This is a genomic window from Curtobacterium sp. ME-Dv--P-122a (assembly GCF_030209645.1).
In the GTDB taxonomy this organism is placed as follows: Bacteria; Actinomycetota; Actinomycetes; order Actinomycetales; family Microbacteriaceae; genus Curtobacterium; species Curtobacterium flaccumfaciens.
Genome location: NZ_JARVRO010000006.1, coordinates 51,922 through 69,343 on the forward strand (window position 1 = coordinate 51,922; position 17,422 = coordinate 69,343).

The 17,422-nt window shown below is 71.7% G+C and carries 18 protein-coding genes; 8 read left to right on the plus strand and 10 right to left on the minus strand.

All coding sequences use genetic code 11. The features are described 5' to 3' along the window. Positions 1 to 80: 80 nt before the first annotated feature. Complete coding sequence (locus QRN49_RS04985; protein ID WP_110865654.1) at positions 81 to 764, minus strand: hypothetical protein; 684 nt, start codon at positions 762 to 764, stop codon at positions 81 to 83. Positions 765 to 959: 195 nt separating this feature from the next. On the opposite strand from QRN49_RS04985, the gene QRN49_RS04990 reads away from it, so the two are divergent. From QRN49_RS04990 to QRN49_RS05015, 6 genes are all read left to right on the plus strand, one after another. Continuing rightward, complete coding sequence (locus QRN49_RS04990) at positions 960 to 3,416, plus strand: phosphoketolase family protein (RefSeq protein ID WP_194623189.1); 2,457 nt, start codon at positions 960 to 962, stop codon at positions 3,414 to 3,416. Positions 3,417 to 3,509: 93 nt separating this feature from the next. Then, positions 3,510 to 3,839, plus strand: a complete 330-nt coding sequence (locus QRN49_RS04995) for a hypothetical protein (protein ID WP_111024898.1) — start codon at positions 3,510 to 3,512, stop codon at positions 3,837 to 3,839. Continuing rightward, the gene (locus QRN49_RS05000; RefSeq protein ID WP_110893998.1) at positions 3,820 to 4,035 is read left to right on the plus strand and encodes a hypothetical protein; all 216 of its coding nucleotides are present in this window, start codon (positions 3,820 to 3,822) and stop codon (positions 4,033 to 4,035) included. The genes QRN49_RS04995 and QRN49_RS05000 overlap by 20 nt, the downstream gene beginning before the upstream one ends. Positions 4,036 to 4,068: 33 nt before the next feature. Further along, positions 4,069 to 4,752: a fumarylacetoacetate hydrolase family protein gene (locus QRN49_RS05005; protein ID WP_111039764.1), complete on the plus strand. Its 684-nt coding sequence runs from the start codon at positions 4,069 to 4,071 to the stop codon at positions 4,750 to 4,752. A 153-nt stretch (positions 4,753 to 4,905) separates the two neighbouring features. After that, positions 4,906 to 5,880 carry a sugar phosphate isomerase/epimerase family protein gene (locus QRN49_RS05010; RefSeq protein ID WP_284754138.1) on the plus strand — a complete coding sequence of 325 codons (975 nt, stop codon included), beginning with the start codon at positions 4,906 to 4,908 and terminating at the stop codon, positions 5,878 to 5,880. 10 nt (positions 5,881 to 5,890) lie between these two features. Beyond that, on the plus strand, positions 5,891 to 6,067 hold the full coding sequence (locus QRN49_RS05015; protein ID WP_155896953.1) for a hypothetical protein: 177 nt from the start codon (positions 5,891 to 5,893) through the stop codon (positions 6,065 to 6,067). 288 nt (positions 6,068 to 6,355) lie between these two features. Here the strand turns inward: QRN49_RS05015 and QRN49_RS05020 are convergent, their stop codons facing one another. The 3 genes from QRN49_RS05020 to QRN49_RS05030 all read right to left on the minus strand — a co-directional run bounded on the left by QRN49_RS05020 (position 6,356) and on the right by QRN49_RS05030 (position 10,091). Then, a complete protein-coding gene (locus QRN49_RS05020) occupies positions 6,356 to 6,511 on the minus strand; it encodes a hypothetical protein (RefSeq protein ID WP_259587273.1) in 156 nt (51 codons plus the stop codon). A gap of 158 nt (positions 6,512 to 6,669) precedes the next feature. Then, on the minus strand, positions 6,670 to 9,204 hold the full coding sequence (locus QRN49_RS05025; RefSeq protein WP_284754139.1) for an ATP-dependent DNA ligase: 2,535 nt from the start codon (positions 9,202 to 9,204) through the stop codon (positions 6,670 to 6,672). Beyond that, positions 9,201 to 10,091: an SDR family oxidoreductase gene (locus QRN49_RS05030; protein ID WP_194623195.1), complete on the minus strand. Its 891-nt coding sequence runs from the start codon at positions 10,089 to 10,091 to the stop codon at positions 9,201 to 9,203. Before QRN49_RS05030 ends, QRN49_RS05025 begins: the two co-directional genes overlap by 4 nt. Positions 10,092 to 10,226: 135 nt before the next feature. Between QRN49_RS05030 and ku the strand changes: the two genes are divergently transcribed. Next, the gene (gene ku / locus QRN49_RS05035; protein ID WP_284754140.1) at positions 10,227 to 11,249 is read left to right on the plus strand and encodes a non-homologous end joining protein Ku; all 1,023 of its coding nucleotides are present in this window, start codon (positions 10,227 to 10,229) and stop codon (positions 11,247 to 11,249) included. A gap of 4 nt (positions 11,250 to 11,253) precedes the next feature. On the opposite strand, the gene QRN49_RS05040 is transcribed toward ku, so the two are convergent. Further along, positions 11,254 to 12,066 carry a cupin domain-containing protein gene (locus tag QRN49_RS05040; protein WP_284754143.1) on the minus strand — a complete coding sequence of 271 codons (813 nt, stop codon included), beginning with the start codon at positions 12,064 to 12,066 and terminating at the stop codon, positions 11,254 to 11,256. A 142-nt stretch (positions 12,067 to 12,208) separates the two neighbouring features. Here QRN49_RS05040 and QRN49_RS05045 point away from each other — a divergent pair, with 142 nt between their 5' ends. Further along, complete coding sequence (locus tag QRN49_RS05045; protein ID WP_035809639.1) at positions 12,209 to 12,820, plus strand: antibiotic biosynthesis monooxygenase; 612 nt, start codon at positions 12,209 to 12,211, stop codon at positions 12,818 to 12,820. Here the strand turns inward: QRN49_RS05045 and QRN49_RS05050 are convergent. The 5 genes from QRN49_RS05050 to uriT are packed head-to-tail and all read right to left on the minus strand — an operon-like array spanning position 12,817 to position 17,418. Beyond that, positions 12,817 to 13,428 carry a TetR/AcrR family transcriptional regulator gene (locus QRN49_RS05050; protein WP_284754144.1) on the minus strand — a complete coding sequence of 204 codons (612 nt, stop codon included), beginning with the start codon at positions 13,426 to 13,428 and terminating at the stop codon, positions 12,817 to 12,819. The genes QRN49_RS05045 and QRN49_RS05050 overlap by 4 nt on opposite strands. Further along, positions 13,425 to 14,135 (minus strand): DUF998 domain-containing protein, encoded by a 711-nt coding sequence (locus QRN49_RS05055; RefSeq protein WP_284754145.1) that lies wholly within the window; start codon positions 14,133 to 14,135, stop codon positions 13,425 to 13,427. Before QRN49_RS05055 ends, QRN49_RS05050 begins: the two co-directional genes overlap by 4 nt. Before the next feature lie 19 nt (positions 14,136 to 14,154). Then, positions 14,155 to 15,099, minus strand: a complete 945-nt coding sequence (locus QRN49_RS05060; protein WP_071404863.1) for a Ppx/GppA family phosphatase — start codon at positions 15,097 to 15,099, stop codon at positions 14,155 to 14,157. Positions 15,100 to 15,109: 10 nt separating this feature from the next. Next, complete coding sequence (locus QRN49_RS05065; protein WP_284754146.1) at positions 15,110 to 15,991, minus strand: ribokinase; 882 nt, start codon at positions 15,989 to 15,991, stop codon at positions 15,110 to 15,112. Continuing rightward, entirely contained in the window at positions 15,988 to 17,418 is a 1,431-nt protein-coding gene (uriT, locus tag QRN49_RS05070) for a uridine transporter UriT (RefSeq protein WP_284754147.1), read from the minus strand. The genes QRN49_RS05065 and uriT overlap by 4 nt, the downstream gene beginning before the upstream one ends. Between the last annotated feature and the right edge of the window lie 4 nt (positions 17,419 to 17,422).

Consider the following 17,422-nt stretch of genomic DNA (forward strand, 5'->3'; position numbering starts at 1 on the left):
CCCGGCGCCGGCCCGCGCGACGCAAGTCGGCCCGGACCGCGCTGCTGCGTGGTCCGGGCCGACTGGGGTGGTGCGGGGTGTTACTTGATCTGTGCGGTGATGGTGGCGGTGCCGACGAGGAGGCCGCGCTTGACGGCGTCGGTGCCGAAGGTCTTGTTCAGCAGGCCGGCGGCGTCTTCGCTGATGTGGACGGTGGTGCCGGTGAGGATGGCGTTGTCGCCCTCGAGCTGGAGGGGCTTGAGGGAGCCGCCGTGCAGCTCGAACAGGAACGCGTTGGCCGCGGCGACCTTGCCGTTGACGAGGACGTCGCCGTAGAGCTTGGACGAGCCGGGGTTCACGACGAAGTTCTCCAGCGTGACGGTGGTGTCGCCGGCCTTCAGGGTCAGACCCGAGTCGTCGTGGTTCAGCAGGCCCTGCACGTACGGGCGGTAGTTGCCATCCGGCGACCAGTAGGTGACCGACCCGGCGGTGATCGGGAACGACACCGACCCGTCAGCGAGGGTCGCGTCGCCGGAGACGCCGGGGGTGAGCTTGAGGGCGGTGAGGGCGTCGGTGAAGCCGGAGTCGAGCTTCACGGCGGTGGAGCCACCGAGGACCTCGGGGACCGAGGCGACGGGTGCGGGGATCTTCGACTCGGACGACGAGGACACCGTGTGCACGTTCGGGGTCGCGGCCTGGGCGGAGGAGATCCCGAACGCGGCACCGCCGAGGACGAGGGCGCCGGTCGTGGCGAGGGTGATGGAGGTCTTGAGGCTCTTACGCATCGTGATCAGTCCTTTGCTCTGGAGGCGCTCCGGCCGGTGGCCGAATGTGCACTGTGCACATACTGAGTACCGGCCAACTGTGACCGGAGAGCGCCCTGGGCTTTTGCCCTGTGCAAGTGATTCGGCACCCCCGCCCGAACGGTTTGGGACGAGTTTCCTGAGGTGCCGCAACCCGGTGTTTCGTACCGTGTACCCATGGCTCCAGCACACATCTCCACGACCGACCGGCTCCGGGCGGTCGACGCCTGGTGGCGCGCCGCCAACTACCTGACGGTCGGGCAGATCTACCTGCTGGACAACCCGCTGCTCAGCCGGCCGATCGAGCCCGACGACGTCAAGCCGCGGCTGCTCGGCCACTGGGGCACCTCCCCCGCACTGAACCTCGTGTACGCGCACTGCAACGCGCTGATCACGGAGACCGGTCGCGAGTTCCTGTACATCTGCGGCCCGGGGCACGGCGGTCCGGCGATGAACGCGAACGCCTGGCTGGACGGCACGTGGAACGAGCTGTACCAGGACGTCGACCTGCAGCGGTTCTTCCGCCAGTTCTCGTTCCCCGGCGGAATCCCCTCACACGCCGCCCCGGAGACCCCCGGCTCCATCAACGAGGGGGGTGAGCTCGGCTACTCGCTGTCGCACGCCTACGGTGCGGCGCTCGACAACCCGGACCTCGTCGTCGCGTGCGTGGTCGGTGACGGTGAGGCCGAGACCGGTCCGCTCGCCGGTTCGTGGCAGGCGCACACGTTCCTCGACCCGGTGTCCGACGGCGCCGTGCTGCCGATCCTCAACCTCAACGGCTGGAAGATCGCCAACCCGACCGTCCTGGCCCGCATCCCCGACGAGGACCTCACCGCGTACTTCCGCGGGCTCGGCTACGACCCGATCGTGGTCGACTCCCGCCGCGTCGACGACGACCCGTACGCGGTGCACGCCCTGTTCGACGGTGCCCTGCGACGCGCCCTCGCCGGCATCGACGACATCCAGGCCGCTGCCCGCGCCCAGGCCGCCCGCGCCGCCGCGGGGCAGCCCGCCGGTGCCGCGGACCTGCGTCCGCGCTGGCCGATGATCGTGCTGCGCACCCCGAAGGGCTGGACCGGCCCGAAGGAGGTCGACGGCGAGCAGGTCGAGGGGACCTTCCGGGCGCACCAGGTGCCGCTGCCCGCGGTCCGCGAGGACGACGGTCACCGCGCCCAGCTCGAGGAGTGGATGCGCTCGTACCGCCCCGAGGAGCTCTTCGACGAGGACGGCCACCCGGTCGGCATCATGACCACGATCCGCCCGACCGGTGACGTGCGGATGAGCGCCACCCCGCACGGCAACGGCGGTCGGCTGCGGACCGCGCTCGACCGGCCGCCGCTCGAGCCGTACGCGGTCGAGGCCGGTTCCACGGCGTCCGCCACGGGCACGCTCGGCCCCTGGCTCGCCGCACTCATCGAGAAGAACGCCTCGACCTTCCGGCTGTTCGGGCCGGACGAGACGATCTCGAACAAGCTCGACGCCGTCTTCGACGTGACCTCGCGCGTCTGGCGGGCCCAACGCGCCGCAGGCGACGAGCACCTCGCCGCACGCGGGCGGGTCACCGAGGTCCTGTCCGAGCACCTGCTCGAGGGCATGCTCGAGGGCTACGTGCTGTCCGGTCGGCACGGGATGCTCAACACCTACGAGGCGTTCGCCCACATCATCGACTCGATGGTCGGGCAGTACGCCAAGTGGCTGGAGTCCTCGACCGACATCGACTGGCGGGTGCCGGTGTCCAACCTGTCGCTCCTGCTCTCGTCGCACGTCTGGCGACAGGACCACAACGGGTTCTCCCACCAGGACCCCGGGTTCCTCGACGTCGTCGCGTCGAAGCAGCAGGACCTCGTCCGGATCAAGCTGCCGGCCGACGCCAACACGTTGCTCGCCGTCGCCGCGCACGCGATGGAGACCACGGACCGCATCGAGGTGATCGTCGCGGGCAAGCACCCGGAGCCGGTCTTCCTGTCCCTCGACGACGCAGTCGCGCACGCGCAGGCCGGACTCGGCGTGTGGGACTTCGCCGGAACGGAGCAGGCCGTCGGGAAGGTCGACGTCGTGCTCGCCTGCGCCGGTGACGTCCCCACGGTCGAGGCGATCGCCGCCACCGACATCATCCGGAAGCACGCTCCCGGCGTCGGGGTCCGCGTGCTCAACGTCGTCGACCTGCTGGCGCTCGGTGACCCGCGCAAGCACGAGCACCCGATCCCGGACGAGCAGTACGACGCGCTCTTCCTGCCCGGCACGCCCACGGTCTTCGCGTTCCACGGGTACCCGACCCTCGTGCACCAGCTGACGTACCGCCGGAACGGGCACGACGACCTGCACGTGCACGGGTTCCTCGAGCAAGGCACGACGACCTCACCGTTCGACATGCTCATGCGCAACGAGATGGACCGCTTCGCCCTGGCCCACGACGCCCTGACGCGGGTGGACGCCGAGGCGCACGCCGACCTGCTCACGAAGCTGTCCGAGGCGCGTGACGCCGCGCGGACGTTCGCGTACACGAAGGGCGAGGACCACCCGTCCCTCGCGGGGTGGGAGTTCGCGGGCTGGCCGCAGGACGAGCCCGCCAGCGGCGGGACCGGCGGCGACCCGGGTGCGGGCGAGACCGAGGCGGCCGCGCCCGGCAACTGACGCACTCCTCCACAGGCCTGGAGGCCCGGATCGCCCTCCACAGGACCGGTCACGCCCGCCGCGTGGCCGGTTCCGTGCTGCCAGGGTTCCGGCATGGACATCGGCTGGATCAGCGCGCTCGTGTCGGTCACGAGCGCGTCCGTCGCGCTGGGTGCGCTCGTCGCCTCGGTGCTCGACGGGCGCGCAGGACGGCGAAATGCAGAGTTCTCGGTGCACCGCGACCTGTGGTGGCAGCGTTGGTCGTGGGTCGCCGACAGGGCGACCTCGGACGACGAAGGACAGCGCGCGGCCGCCGGTGTGATGTCCGCTGCGCTGGTGACCCGCAGTTGGACGACCGCGGACGACCGCTGGGTCGGCCAGGCACTCGACGACCTGACCGCAGCGACGATCGAAGGAGCGAACGATGATCTCGAAGCTGAGTGACAAGGACTTCAAGCGCTGGCTCGACGGACGTGAACTGACGACGCCCGCACTGCTGGCGGACCCGCACTACGGGCCCATGATGCGGGCGAAGGGCGCCGAGGAAGAGCTCCGTCAGGCGCGCATCGAATGGCGCGAACGCCAGGAGCGCGCACGAGCGCGGAAGCTCAAGGACGAGGCGTCCTTCGGTGAGAGCTGAACCGATGCCCTGCGAGCCTGCCACGCTGGGACCGTGACCGAACTCGTCATCCCGGCCCCGAGCCTCCCGACCGTGCCCACGACGACGGGCGCGCGTTTCCCCGTCCGCCGTGTGTTCTGCGTCGGCCGGAACTACGCCGCGCACGCCCGCGAGATGGGCCACGACCCGGACCGCGAGCCGCCGTTCTTCTTCACCAAGCCGGCAGACGCGGTCGTGGTCGACGGCGCCGACACCCCGTACCCGCCGCTGACGCAGCAACTGGAGCACGAGGTCGAGCTCGTCGTCGCGATCGGCACCGGCGGCACGGACATCGCCGTCGCCGACGCCCTCGCACACGTCTGGGGGTACGCCGTCGGGATCGACCTCACCCGCCGCGACCTGCAGGCTGAGGCGAAGCGACTCGGGCGGCCGTGGGACACGGCCAAGGGCTTCGACGCTTCGGCACCGATCGGGGCGATCACCCCGGCGGCCGAGGTCGACCCGACCAGCGGCGCGATCGAGCTGACGGTGGACGGGGAACTCCGGCAGTCGGGCGACCTGGCCGACCAGATCTGGTCGGTCGCCGAGACGATCGCGGCCCTGTCACGGTCCGTGGCGCTCGCGCCCGGCGACCTCGTGATGACCGGCACCCCGGACGGCGTCGGCGTGCTGGAACGCGGCGCCGTGCTCGTCGGCACGATCGCCGGCGTCGGCGAGGTCCGGACCCGGATCGTCTGAAGCACGTGTCGGCGATGTGTCGACGGGCTGGGAGCATTCGCAGGCAGCACGGGTAAGTCTTGGGCATCGTCGCGGGTGGGGCCCGTGGCAGACACGGGGCGGCGCATCGCGACGGGGCGACGCGGACACCTCGGGACTGCCGGAGGTACGACCGTGCTGGAACACGACCTGCTCGCCACGTCCTGGACGTGGGCGGGCGACGAGAGCATCCGCGACCGCGTGCACGCCGTCGGCGCCGCCGGGTTCGCCGGCCTGTCGCTGTCCCTCGACGACCTGCACGAGGTCCGCGCGACGACGGGCTTCGCCGACCTGCGCCGCATGCTCGACGCCGCCGGCATCGTCTGGGTCCAGCTCGGACCGCTCGACCGGTGGTGGACGTGCACGAGCCGCACCCAGGACGAGGACGCCGACCGCGGGGTCGTGCTCGAGGCCGCGGCGACGCTGAGCGCCTGGCAGGTGGTGGCGCGCGCCGACACCTCGTTGCCCGGAGCCTCCCCCGCGACGATGGCCGACGACTGGGTCGTGCTCGCCGACCAGGCCGAGGCCGTCGGAGCGCAGCTCGTGCTCGAACCGGAACCGTGGTCGAACCTGCCCACGATCGAACGGGCCTCCCGCTTCGTCACCGCTGCCGGCCACCCCAACGGCGGCCTGCTCATCGACGCCATGCATGCGCTCCGCGGCGGTTCCACGCTCGCGTCGATCCGGCAGGGCGTCGCACCGGGGGCCCTCGCAGCCGTCGAGCTGAGCGACGGGCTGCTGCACACCCCGAGCGGGATGACCCTCGCCGAGGAGTCCCGGACGGCACGGTACCTGCCCGGCGCCGGAGCGTGGGACCTGCCCGGCTTCGTGCGGACCGTGCGCGAACTCGGGTTCGACGAGCCGTGGGGCGTCGAGGTCCGGACCCCCGCGCACCGGGCGATGCCCGTCCGCGATGCACTCCGGACAGCCGTGGCCGCCACCCGTGCGGTGCTCGACGCCGCCGACGCGTTCGGCTCCCCGGCCGCCCCGGCGATGCCCTCGACGCCCGCACCGACGTCTGCGGTGGACTTCGAGCCACCGCACACCGGCCGGCACGACCCGCCGCACGGAGCCCGCCGTCGGGACGCCGACACAGGGACGCCCGCGTAGGTTGCTGGGCATGACCGATCAGGCAGCACACGACGACGACCTGCTCCGCCGTTCCCAGGAGTCCATCGACGAGGCCAAGGCCGCCGCGGCCGAGGTGGTCGAGCCGGAAGAGGACGAGCTCATCGAGGAAGACGCGCCCGTGGCCGACCACGCGGTGCCCACCGACGGCCCCGCACCGGCGGCCTGACCCCGTCCTGATCCGACGGGATCCCCCGCACCGACGAGATCGCCGGGCGACCATCGAGGTCGCCCGGCGATTCTTCTTGCCGCTCGTGTGACGATCCGGTCGCTCGGCACGTCTCACCAGTGGACCCACCGGTCGCGCTTCGGCGAGCCCGGTGCGGGGCCTCGTGGTCGGTCTCCCTGAACCGGCTGGTCACGTGCCTCGGCGACGGTCCGTGCGCTCCCTGATCCAGCGTGCGGGCCGTCGGGTCTGTCCCGCCCGCCGGGCGGTCGGGACCTCAGACCGCCCCGGTCAGTCGTCGTCCTCGTCGGCGAGGAAGTCCGCGTACCGGACCTCGTTCTCCGTGGCGCCACTGCCCGGTTCGACGGTCCGCTGCGACAGGTCGTCCCCCGTGATCGCGACGCGTTCTGCAGCCGTGTAGGGCGGCAGGTACTTGCTCGAGTTCATGCTCAGAGCCCCCTTCGTCCCGGCGAACGTAACAGCCCATGACCGATTGTGGCCAGCGGTGCCGATACTGTCCCCCGCACAGGCACGGTACGGGGGACGGATGTTCGCCAGCGGCGGACCCCATGCGCACGCATGCGGAGCCGAGGCCGAAGAGCGGGTCAGGTCTCCCGCACGACGTCCTCCGGGTCCTTGTCCACCCGCCACCCGCGCCACGACGGCTGCCGGAGCCGTCCGTCGCCGGTCCACTCGGCGAACTCGACCTCGCCGACGCGCTTCGGCGTGACCCAGTGCGCATCTCGCGCGTCGGGTCGTGGGACGTCGACGAACGGCGGGGTCTTCCGTTCCAGCGGTGCGAGGACACCGGCGATCTCGTCGAGGTCGCGGTCACGGAACCCGGTGCCGACCTTGCCGACGTACTCCAGCCCGTCGGGGCCGGGCACTCCGAGCAACAGCGATCCGATCCCGCCGGCTCGCCGACCGCTGCCCGGTTTCCACCCGCCGACGACGACTTCCTGCGTGGCGTGGTGCTTGCGCTTCAGCCAGGCCTCGGATCGCCGGCCCTCGGCGTACTTCGACGACCGCTTCTTCGCGACGACGCCCTCGAGGCCCTGCTCGCGCGATGCAGCAAGCACCGCGTCGAGGTCGCCCTGCACCGCCGGCGGCACGTCGATCGCGCCGCCCGGTTCCACGACCGTCTCGAGTGCCTGCCGCCGGGCGTCGTAGCCGAGCCGCGTGAGCTCGTGCCCGTCCGCCTCGAGCACGTCGAACAGCAGGAACCGCACGGGCGTGGTCTCCTGCGCGCTCCGGACCTCGCGCGTCTTCGTCAGGCCCATGCGGTTCTGGAGCAGCTGGAACGAGGGTCGGCCACGATCGTCGACGGCCACGATCTCACCGTCGAACACGCCGTCCACGCCGGCCCGCTCGCCCAGTTCCTGCAGCTCGGGGTACTGGGCCGTCAGGTCGTTGTCGTTGCGGCTGCGCAGGGTCACGGATCCGTCGCGGACCGTCGCCAGCGCGCGCACGCCGTCCCACTTCATCTCGAAGGCCCAGTCGGCCGGGTCCAGCCGGGGCTCCCCCTTGACCAGGGTCGCCTGCATCGTCCGGCGCTCCGACGGTGGGGTCTCGGCGTCCGCGGTCCCGCTGATCCGTCGCTGCCCGGCGCGGTGCGCATCGCCGTGCCCGTCCGACGGCCGCTCCGACCGTCGCGCCACCGCCGGCCCGGCAGAGCCGCCGCCGTCCGCCAGCCGTTCGGGCTGTTCCTTCGTGCGGTGGATGAGCCAGTTCTTCTCGTCCCCGCCGCCACGGCCGCGGGTGTGCAACAGCGCGAGACGGCGAGCGCCGCCGGCCCGACCGTGCAGGGTGACGATGACCTCCTGCCCCTCGCGCCACTTCTCGAGCTCGTAGGTACCGTCGTCCCAGATGGTGACCGTGCCGCCGCCGTACTCGTCCTTCGGGATCGTGCCCTCGAACGACCCGTACTCGAGCGGGTGGTCCTCGGTCTGCACGGCCAGGTGGTTCTTGCCCGGGTCGGTCGGCTCGCCCTTCGGCAGGGCCCAGCTCACCAGCACCCCGTCGTGCTCGAGCCGGAAGTCGTAGTGATCGCGGGTGGCGTGGTGCTCCTGGATGACGAAGGTCGGTGTGCCGTCCTTCCGCACGGTGGGCGCTCCCTCGGGCACGGGCTCCGGCGTCTTCGAGGCGTCCCGCTTCGCCCGGTAGGCGGCGAGCCGGTCACGTGCGGGCTGCTCGGCGTCGTTCGCGCGCTCGGTCCGGTCGCTGTCCCAGTGACCGTGGTCGTCGCGCCCGACGGCCAGCGAGGCGGAGGCGACCGGGTGCAGGAAGTCCCCACGGGCCTCCAGGCGTTCGAGGACCTCGTCCAACGTGAGCTGCGCAAGCCCGCGTTCCTCGAACTCCTTCCAGGTGCGGGGCGCCGCGACCGTCGGCCGCTCGCGGCCGCGCAGCGAGTACGGGGCGATGGTCGTCTTGTTGCCGTTGTTCTGCGACCAGTCGACGAAGACCTTGCCCTTCCGCTCGGCACGGCTCATCGACGACAGCACCAGGTCCGGCAGGTCCGTCTCGAGGGCCTTGGTCAGCTCGTGGGCGACGTCGGAGACCTGCGCCGTCGTCGCCTTGCCGTCGAGGGCGGCGTACAGGTGGATGCCCTTGGAGCCGGACGTCACCGGGTACGGGTCGAGTCCCATGCCGTGCAGGATCTCGCGCGCGGCCACGGCGACCTCGACGCACTCGGGCAGCCCGACGCCGTCACCCGGGTCGAGGTCGAGGACGAGCCGGTCCGGGTTCTGCTGCGCGCCGCGTGGGCCGAACCGCCACTGCGGGACGTGCAGTTCGAGCGCGGCCTGCTGCGCCATCCACACCAGGGTCGGCAGGTCGTCGACGATCGGGTACTCGTTGTCGTGCTCCGAGTGGTGGATGGTGTGGTGCCGCACCCAGTCGGGGGCCGAGTCGGGCAGGTTCTTCTCGAAGAAGACCTTGCCCTCGACACCGTTGGCCCAGCGCTTCCGGGTCACCGGGCGGTCCTTGACGTGCGGGATCATCCACGGCGCGACCCGCTCGTAGTACTCGATCACCCGACCCTTGGTGGTGCCGGTCTCGGGGTAGAGCACCTTGTCGGTGTTCGTGAGCGCGAGCCGCCGGTCCCCGACCAGGACGACGGTCTTGCGCGAGGCGGGACTCACAGCGCCACCCCGGTCGCTCCCGCCACCGTCAGGGTCGTGCCGGACGTGTACGACGACTCGGGCCCGGCCAGGTAGACGTAGGCGCTGCCGAGCTCGACGGGCTGGGCGGGACGACCGAACGGGGTGTCCTGGCCGTACGCCGCGATCTCGTCGCCCGGGTAGCTGATCGGCTGCAGGGGCGTCCACACCGGCCCGGGCACCACCGTGTTGGCCCGGATGCCCTTGCTGGCGAGCTGCCGCGCGAGCCCGTTCGTGTAGGTGATGATCGCGGCCTTCGTCGCGGCGTAGTCGATCATGCGGTCCTGCGGCTGGTACGCGGACACGGAGCTGGTCGTGACGATCGAGCTGCCCGGTGCCATGTGCGGGACCGCGGCACGAACGAGCCAGAACAGCGAGTACAGGTTGACCTTCATCGTGCGGTCGAAGTCCTCGGTGCTCTGCTCGGTGACGTCTTCGTGCACCTGCTGGTGGCCCGCGACCAGCACGAGCGCGTCGAGGCCGCCGAGCTCGCTGACGGCGTCCTGCACCAGGACGTCGCAGAAGGCCTCGTCCGTCAGGTCGCCGGGCAGCAGCACGGCCTTGCGCCCGAGGTCACCGATGACGTCGCGGACCTGTTCGAGGTCCTCGCGCTCTTCGGGCAGGGCGTTCAGGGCCACGTCGGCCCCTTCCTTCGCCATCGCGATCGCCGCGGCGCGCCCGATGCCGGAGTCCGCGCCCGTGACGAGCACCCGGTACCCGCGCATCCGCCCGGTGCCCAGGTAGCTCGTCTCGCCGTGGTCGGGGGCGGGGTCCATCGCACTCGCCAGCCCGGACCCCTGCTGGGTCTGCGCGGGGAACGGCGGACGGGGGAACTGGTCGCGCGGGTCCTGCTTGTCGAGCTGGCTCATGGGCCCATCGTGCTCGCGCCGGCCTCGCGGCGGTCCAGCGAACCGGACATCCGTGGAACGATCCCCCGGACGGCCGACCTGTGGAGGAACCGACGGCTCCGGGCACGCACGCGTGCGGGCGGGCATCATGTGCGCATGAGGTCGATCTGGAAGGGCTCCATCGCGTTCGGGCTCGTCAACGTGCCCATCAAGGTCTACGCGGCCACCGAGACGCACGACGTGTCCCTGCACCAGGTCCACGACGAGGACAAGGGCCGCATCCGGTACAAGCGGGTGTGCGAGTTCGGCCACGAGGTCGAGTACGCGGACATCCAGCGCGCCTACGACGACGGCGACAAGACCGTGGTGCTCACCGCGGACGACTTCAAGCAGCTCCCCGAGGAGCAGTCGCACGAGGTCGAGGTGCTCGAGTTCGTCCCCGTCGAGCAGGTCGACCCGATGATGTTCGAGAAGACCTACTACCTGGAGCCCGACTCGCGCTCGCCGAAGGCGTACGTGCTGCTGCGCGAGACCCTGGCGAAGACCGACCGTCTGGCGATCGTGCAGTTCACCCTGCGGCAGAAGACCCGGCTCGGGGTGCTCCGGGTGCACGACGAGGTCATCCTGCTGCAGGGGCTGCTCTGGGGCGACGAGGTCCGCGCCGCCGACTTCAAGACGCTCGACACGACGGTGAAGGTCAGCGCCAACGAGTTGAAGATGTCGTCCTCGCTCGTCGAGAGCATGTCCACCGACTTCGACCCCGACCGCTACACCGACTCCTACCAGGAGGAACTGCAGCAGCTGATCGACGCCAAGCTCGAGGCAGGCGACGACATCGACACCGAGAAGACCTTCGGCGCGCAGGACGACGAGGACGACGACGAGGGCGGTGACGTGCTCGACCTGATGGCCGCCCTGCGTGCGTCCGTCGACAAGAAGCGGACAGGAGGCTCGGGGTCGCGTTCGTCATCGACCGCACGGTCGTCGTCCGGTTCCGGCTCGGGCACGTCCGGCTCCGGCACGTCCAGCTCCGGCAGGAAGGCGCCGGCGAAGAAGGCGCCCGCCAAGAAGGCCGCGGAGAGCACGACGGAGAAGGCCACCGCGAAGTCGGCGCCGAAGAAGGCCCCGGTCAAGAAGGCCCCGGCCAAGAAGCCCGCCGCCAAGAAGCAGGCGAGCTGACCGCTCAGGCCGCGGTCGACCCGCCGCCCGCCAGGCGCTCGAGCGTGGTGAACACCCCGGCGTACTGCTGGCGGAGCGTCGCCCACCCGGCGCCGGTGTCGATCGACTCCGGGTCCTCGACGGGCACCGCGTACCCGTACTGCGCCCGCGGGACCGGGTCACCCGGCAACCGGAGCTCCTGGGTGAACGCCCCGCTCGCGGCCTCGAAGGTCAGGGTGTGCGAAGCGATGTTCCGGCCCCAGTCCGCGGACGGCCACGACATGAACGCGACGTGCCGCATCCCCTCGGCGGGATCGGTCGCCGAGACGTAGCAGCCGTGGTGGTCCTCACCCGGGGACAGGATCGTGTACGTGCCGTTGTCCCGGTAGACGAGCAGGGCCTCGGCGAAGGGCTTCGGCGCGTACATCGCGGTGTAGCGCAGCGCGTGCACGAACTGCGGCCGCCCCAGCGGGACCGTCACGAACGCGCTGCGGACCGGCCCCTCGCTCGGTGGCGCCTCGCCCGGGGTCGACGCCGCTGCACCTGCCGGCAGGTGGGCGACGTAGAGCAGCTCGGCGTCCTCCGTGCCGGTGCTGCGGCCGTCGTGCACGATGCGCGGCTCCTCGACCAGGGCCTGCCCCGGCCCGACGACCCGAGTGGCCTCTTCGGTGACGTGCGTCAGCGCACCGCGCACCACGAGACCCGTCTGGCGTGCGTCGTGCTGGTGCCAGCCGGTCGACGCACCGGTCGGGAGCGTCAGCCGCCGCACCTCGTACGTGCCGCCGTCGGGCCCGTCGACGGTGGCGATGAGGGTGGTGGTGGGCTCGGGGTGGGGCATCGGGGTCCTCTCGGTGGTGCGTTCGCCAGATGATCGTCTTGCACCCGCCTGGGACGGTGGTCGAAGGACGACGCGGATCCGTTCAGCCGACGCGCGAGGCACGTGTCACGAGCCGGAAACACGGGTCCGCGACACTGGTCGGATGACTCCACAAGAGCCTGGGAGCCTGCAGTCGTCATCCGAGACCGCAGGCCCGCCCGTCACCGTCTCCGTCACCCGCCTGGTCGAACCCGACCGCATCCCCGAGGTCACCCGCTGGGTGCAGTCCGGGGTGAACCTGGCGAACCGCTACCCCGGCTTCCTCGGCTCGGGGTGGGTGCGTTCCACCGCGCAGTCCCGCGAGTGGCACATGCTCTACCGGTTCGCCGACCACGACTCCCTGGCGACGTGGGAGAACTCCGACGACCGGCTGCGGTGGCTCGACCTGGGCCGTGACCTGGTGGTGGAGTCCCGCGTCGAGAAGCGCACCGGCATCGAGGGGTGGTTCGACGTCCCGCAGGATGCCCCGGCCTCGAGCGCTCCCCCGCGGTGGAAGCAGTCCGTGAGCATCTGGCTCGGCTTCTTCCCGGTGAACCTCGCGTTCACGTACCTGACGGCCTGGCTCGTCCCCGCGTTCGCGCACGTCGCGATCCTGCCCCGGGTGCTCATCACGACCGTCGTGCTCACGCCGATCATGACGTTCTGGGTGCTGCCGTTCGTGACGAAGCTGATCCGTCCGTGGCTGCTCGCTCCGCCGAGGTCCGAGCGGGCCTAGCCGACGACCCCGAGCGGCACGGGCCCGTCGTGGCCGAGGGCGTCCCATCCGATCTGCAGCATGTGCGGCCGGGCCTCCGCCGCGGAAGCCTCGGTCTCGTACGTCAGCGCGAGCATCACGATCGCTCCGAACGCCCCGGAGACCCGTGCACGCCGGTCGAGCGGGGTGGCCGTGGCGTCGGCCATGTCGATGCCGAACACGTCGAGGAGCGTCGCTGCGACCGGTTCGAGCCGGACGCCGACGTCGTCCCCGCGTCGCAGGGTGAAGGCCGCGAGCGCGAGCTCAGCCCACCCCGGCCGGACGAGGGCGAGGTCGGCGATGCCCGCGAGCGCCGCGGCGTCGCGGGGCTCCCCCGCGGGGGCGGCGGTGGCAGCTGCCCGGATCGCCTCGGTCTGCGCGGTGCACTGCGCGAGCGCGGCCTCGACGAGCAGCTCCTTGCTCGTGAACCGGGCGAGGATGCCCGCCTTCGAGTAGCCGGCCTGGTCGGCGACGGCCTGCACGGCGGTGTCCTTGATGCCGCGTCGGGCGATGAGTCCGGCGGTGATGTCCAGGACACCCCCGTTGATCTCCTCGGCAGGGGGCCGAGCCCGGCGCGCAGGGCGGGTCACGCGCCGACCGCCGAAGCCCGCGCCGTCCGCAGTCGCCGTGTCCCCGCGACCAGCAGAGTGATCCCGGTCAGGAGCTCCCACGCGACGATCGTGTACACGGACGCACGCTCCCACACGCCGTCGGGGAGCACCTCGATCACCGTCGACGACGAGTCCACGACGAGCATCACGAGGGAGACGAGGCCGACGATCCCGAGCACGACGCTCGCGATCCGGTAGGCCGCCGGTGCCCGCAGCGCCCCGGACCCGATGCCGGCGGTGATCGCCACGAGGTTGCCGGTCGTGATCGCTGCCGCGGCGCCGAGCACGTGGAACACGATGGTGCCGCCGTCGGTGCTCGTCTGGCTACCGTGGAACGAGCCGACCAGGACCATCCCGACCAGGTGGACCACGGCGAGGACCGCGGTCGCCATCCGCGCACGGCGGGACGCGGCGCGGAACACCACGGCGGCGAGCACCGCTGCGATCCCGAACAGGACGCCCTGCCCGATGAACGTCGCGTTCATGAGCACGTGCAGCGGTGAGTCGATCGACCGCCCCTGGAACGTGCCGACGTCGGGGACCCCGAGGTCGGAGATGTAGTTCGTCGCGTAGCGGTAGCCGGGGAACGCCGACGCCGAGACGGCTTCGCCGACGAGCCAGCCGACTCCCGCGACCGTCCAGAGTGCGCCGGCGACGAGCGCACGGGGAGTGTCCGATTTGGTCATGTACTGACCATAACGGTCACTACTGGGAGTTGCCGAGCACCGACAACTGGTCGAGCCGCTCGAGGATCACGCCCTCGCGGAGCGCCCACGGGCAGATCTCCAGCGCCGGCAGGTCGAAGATGTCCAGGCACGCCTCGGCGACGAGTGCGCCCGGCACCACCTGGTGCGCCCGGCTCGGTGAGACACCGGGCAACGCCGCGAGCTCGTCGACCGACATCGTCAGCAGCTCCGGCAGCCGCTGCCGCAGCACCGCGCCGTCGAGCGCGCGCGGCACCAGGGGCCCGGCAGCGGACGGCGCGGCCCCGCAGATCCGGGCGATCGACCGGAACGTCTTCGACGTCGCCACGGCCCGGTCCGGGCGGCCCGAGCGGAGCAACCGTCCGGCGTCCCGGGCGATCTCCACACGGATCTCGTGCCGGATGCGGCGGACGTCGTCCTCGGTCGGGGTGCCGGCGGCGAAGTAGGAGCGCGCCAGACGTGCGGCGCCGATCGGCATCGACCACGCGACGTCCGGTGCCTCGTCGGCGCCGCCGGCGATCTCGAGCGAGCCACCGCCGATGTCGAAGACCGCCAGGCGACCGGCGGACCAGCCGAACCACCGGCGAACGGCCAGGAACGTCAACCGGGCCTCGTCGGAGCCGGACAGGACGGCCAGCTCGACCCCGGTGGAGGCCTCGACGTGGGCGAGCACGGCCTCGGAGTTGCCGGCGTCGCGCACCGCCGAGGTCGCGAACGCGAGCATGTCCTCGCACCCGCGCTCCTCGGCGACGCGGACGGCGTCGGCGACGAAGGTGGTCAGGGCGTCGATCCCCTGCTGGGTCACCGCGCCCGAGTCGTCCAGGTGCTCGGCCAGCCGCAGGGGCTGTTTGAACGAGGACGCCGGCAGCGGCGCAGCGCCGCCGTGGGCGTCCACCACGAGCAGGTGGCCGGTGTTGGACCCGATGTCGAGGACTCCCACGCGCATGGGGACAACGCTAACGGTCTGGAGGCCCGCCCTCCGCCCGCAGGAACGCCTCCAGCTCGGCGGTGGTCGGGTACGAGGCCTGTGCGCCCGGCTTGGTCGCGGCGTACGCCCCGACCCCCACCGCGAACCGAGCGGCGTCGACGAGGGCGTCCCCCGCCGCCAGACGCAGCGCCACCGCCCCCATGAAGGCGTCGCCGCAGCCCGTGGTGTCCACCGGCTCGACCCGCACGGCGTTGATCGACACCGGCTCGACACCCCCGTCGTGCACGACGCAGCCGGCACCACCGCGGGTGACGATCGACCGCCCGACGCCGTGGTCACCGAGCGCCGCGGCCTCGTGCTCGTTCACCAGCAGGACGTCGGTCAGCTCGAGGAGCTCGGCCGGCACGGTGCCGAACGGCGACAGGTTCGTGAGCACCGTGACCCCGGCGGCGTGCGCGGCCCGGGCGGCGGCGAGGACGACGTCGATCGACACCTCGAGGCAGAGGCCCAGCACCGCGGCGCCGGCGAAGGCGTCGGTCGGCACGTCTTCCGGCGTCAGTGTGCCGTTCGCCCCGGCGGAGATCACGATGGTGTTCTCGCCTGCGGCGTCGACCGTGATGACGGCGGTGCCGGTCGCGACGCCCTCACGGACGGCGACGTGCGTCGTGTCGACACCCGCAGCCGCGACGGAGTCGCGGAGCAGCGCACCGTTCCCGTCGTCGCCGACCGCACCGATCATGCGCACCGTGCCCCCGAGCCTCCCGGCAGCCACCGCCTGGTTGGCGGACTTGCCCCCGGGCAGGATCGCGAGGTCGGAGCCCTGCAGGGTCTCACCGGGCTGGGGGAAGCGCTCGGTGCGGACCACCAGGTCCGCGTTGAGCGACCCGACGACGACGATGCTCTCGGTCAACGGACGGTCTCCTTCTGCGGGGCGACGGACGTGGTCTCGGCGCTCTCCGGACGGGGGATGAGGAACGAGATCGCGAGTGCGACGGTCGTGATCGCGGCCCCGAGCAGCATGCCACCGGAGTACCCGGCGGTGCCCGCGGAACCGCCGACGCCGAGCGCGATCTGCAGCGCGGGCAGGACGGCGAAGCTGACCCCGGCGCCGAGGTTGAACGCACCGGCGTTCAGGCCGGGCAGGAACCCGGGGTTCGACTCCGGCGACAGCACGATGCCCAGGCCGTTCAGGATGATGTTCGCGATGCCGGCGTAGGTGATGCCGATCAGCAAGGTCGCGGTGACCAGGACCGGCAGGGAGTGCACCCCGACGAGCGCCATCAGGACGGTCGAGACGATGCTGCCGATCAGGCCGAAGCGCAGGACGGCGCGGTACCCGATGGTCGGGGCGAGGCGCCCGGCGAAGGGTCCGACGATCCAGCCGACCAGCGCGTACGGGGTCAGGAACACGAGCGAGGCCAGGTCAGCCTCCATGCCGAAGCCGGCGTCCCCGTTCTGCGCGAGCGAGGTGACCAGGCCGTTGACGACCGCGAAGACGCCCGTCATCGTCAGGAACGTCGTCGCCAGGAGCGCCCAGGTCGCCCGGCGCTGCAGGAACCGGGTCTCGACCAGGGGTTCCCGCACCCGCGACTCGACGGCCCAGAACACCGCGAAGGCGACGAGCGCGACGACGACGCCACCGACCACGAGCACGGGGTTCGCCGCGCCGAGCTTGCCGGCCTCGTTGAACGCCGTGAGCAGCGCACCGACGCTCACCACGAGGGGGACGACGCCGATCCAGTCCATCCGGGTGCCGGCCGAGGGCTTCGACTCGACGCCCCAGACGGCGACCAGGAACAGGGCGAGGACGGTGACGACGGCGATGACCCAGAAGATCCCGCGGAACCCGAAGTTCGTCGCGATCCAGCCGCCGGCCAGGGCGTCGACACCCGCGATGCCACCGTTCACCGCGGTGAGCAGGCCGAGGGCGGCACCGTAGCGCTTCGGGTCGCTGATCTCGTTGCGCAGGACGAGCAGGCAGATGGGGACGACCGGACCGGTGACGCCCTGGATGATGCGCCCGGCGAACAGCATCGGCACGTTCACCGCGAGCGCGGCGACGATGCTGCCGACGAGCATCACGGCGAGCATGCCGATCAGCACGCGCTTGCGGCCGACGATGTCGGACAGCCGCGGCAGGAACAGCGAGAACAGCGCCGCGAGCGTGAAGTACAGGGTCTGCGACAGCCCGATGGTGGCGTCGTCGGTGTTGAGCTCGCGCGCCATCGTGACGAGGGCGGGGCTGAGCATGCTCGCGTTCAGCTGGAACGCGATGCACGCGGCGAGGAGCGCGGCCGTGAGGGCGCCGATCGACTTCTTCGTCGAGGTGGTGGTCATGGGG

What these genes read in the sequence shown, in the direction of transcription:
- QRN49_RS05040 (WP_284754143.1), bottom strand. Translation starts at nt 12,066, where the DNA reads ATGCCCCACCCCGAGCCCACCACCACCCTCATCGCCACCGTCGACGGG.
- QRN49_RS05045 (WP_035809639.1), top strand. Translation starts at nt 12,209, where the DNA reads ATGACTCCACAAGAGCCTGGGAGCCTGCAGTCGTCATCCGAGACCGCA.
- QRN49_RS05060 (WP_071404863.1), bottom strand. Translation starts at nt 15,099, where the DNA reads ATGCGCGTGGGAGTCCTCGACATCGGGTCCAACACCGGCCACCTGCTC.
- uriT (WP_284754147.1), bottom strand. Translation starts at nt 17,418, where the DNA reads ATGACCACCACCTCGACGAAGAAGTCGATCGGCGCCCTCACGGCCGCG.
- QRN49_RS05030 (WP_194623195.1), bottom strand. Translation starts at nt 10,091, where the DNA reads ATGAGCCAGCTCGACAAGCAGGACCCGCGCGACCAGTTCCCCCGTCCG.
- QRN49_RS04985 (WP_110865654.1), bottom strand. Translation starts at nt 764, where the DNA reads ATGCGTAAGAGCCTCAAGACCTCCATCACCCTCGCCACGACCGGCGCC.
- QRN49_RS05000 (WP_110893998.1), top strand. Translation starts at nt 3,820, where the DNA reads ATGATCTCGAAGCTGAGTGACAAGGACTTCAAGCGCTGGCTCGACGGA.
- QRN49_RS04990 (WP_194623189.1), top strand. Translation starts at nt 960, where the DNA reads ATGGCTCCAGCACACATCTCCACGACCGACCGGCTCCGGGCGGTCGAC.
- ku (WP_284754140.1), top strand. Translation starts at nt 10,227, where the DNA reads ATGAGGTCGATCTGGAAGGGCTCCATCGCGTTCGGGCTCGTCAACGTG.
- QRN49_RS05020 (WP_259587273.1), bottom strand. Translation starts at nt 6,511, where the DNA reads ATGAACTCGAGCAAGTACCTGCCGCCCTACACGGCTGCAGAACGCGTC.
- QRN49_RS04995 (WP_111024898.1), top strand. Translation starts at nt 3,510, where the DNA reads ATGGACATCGGCTGGATCAGCGCGCTCGTGTCGGTCACGAGCGCGTCC.
- QRN49_RS05055 (WP_284754145.1), bottom strand. Translation starts at nt 14,135, where the DNA reads ATGACCAAATCGGACACTCCCCGTGCGCTCGTCGCCGGCGCACTCTGG.
- QRN49_RS05015 (WP_155896953.1), top strand. Translation starts at nt 5,891, where the DNA reads ATGACCGATCAGGCAGCACACGACGACGACCTGCTCCGCCGTTCCCAG.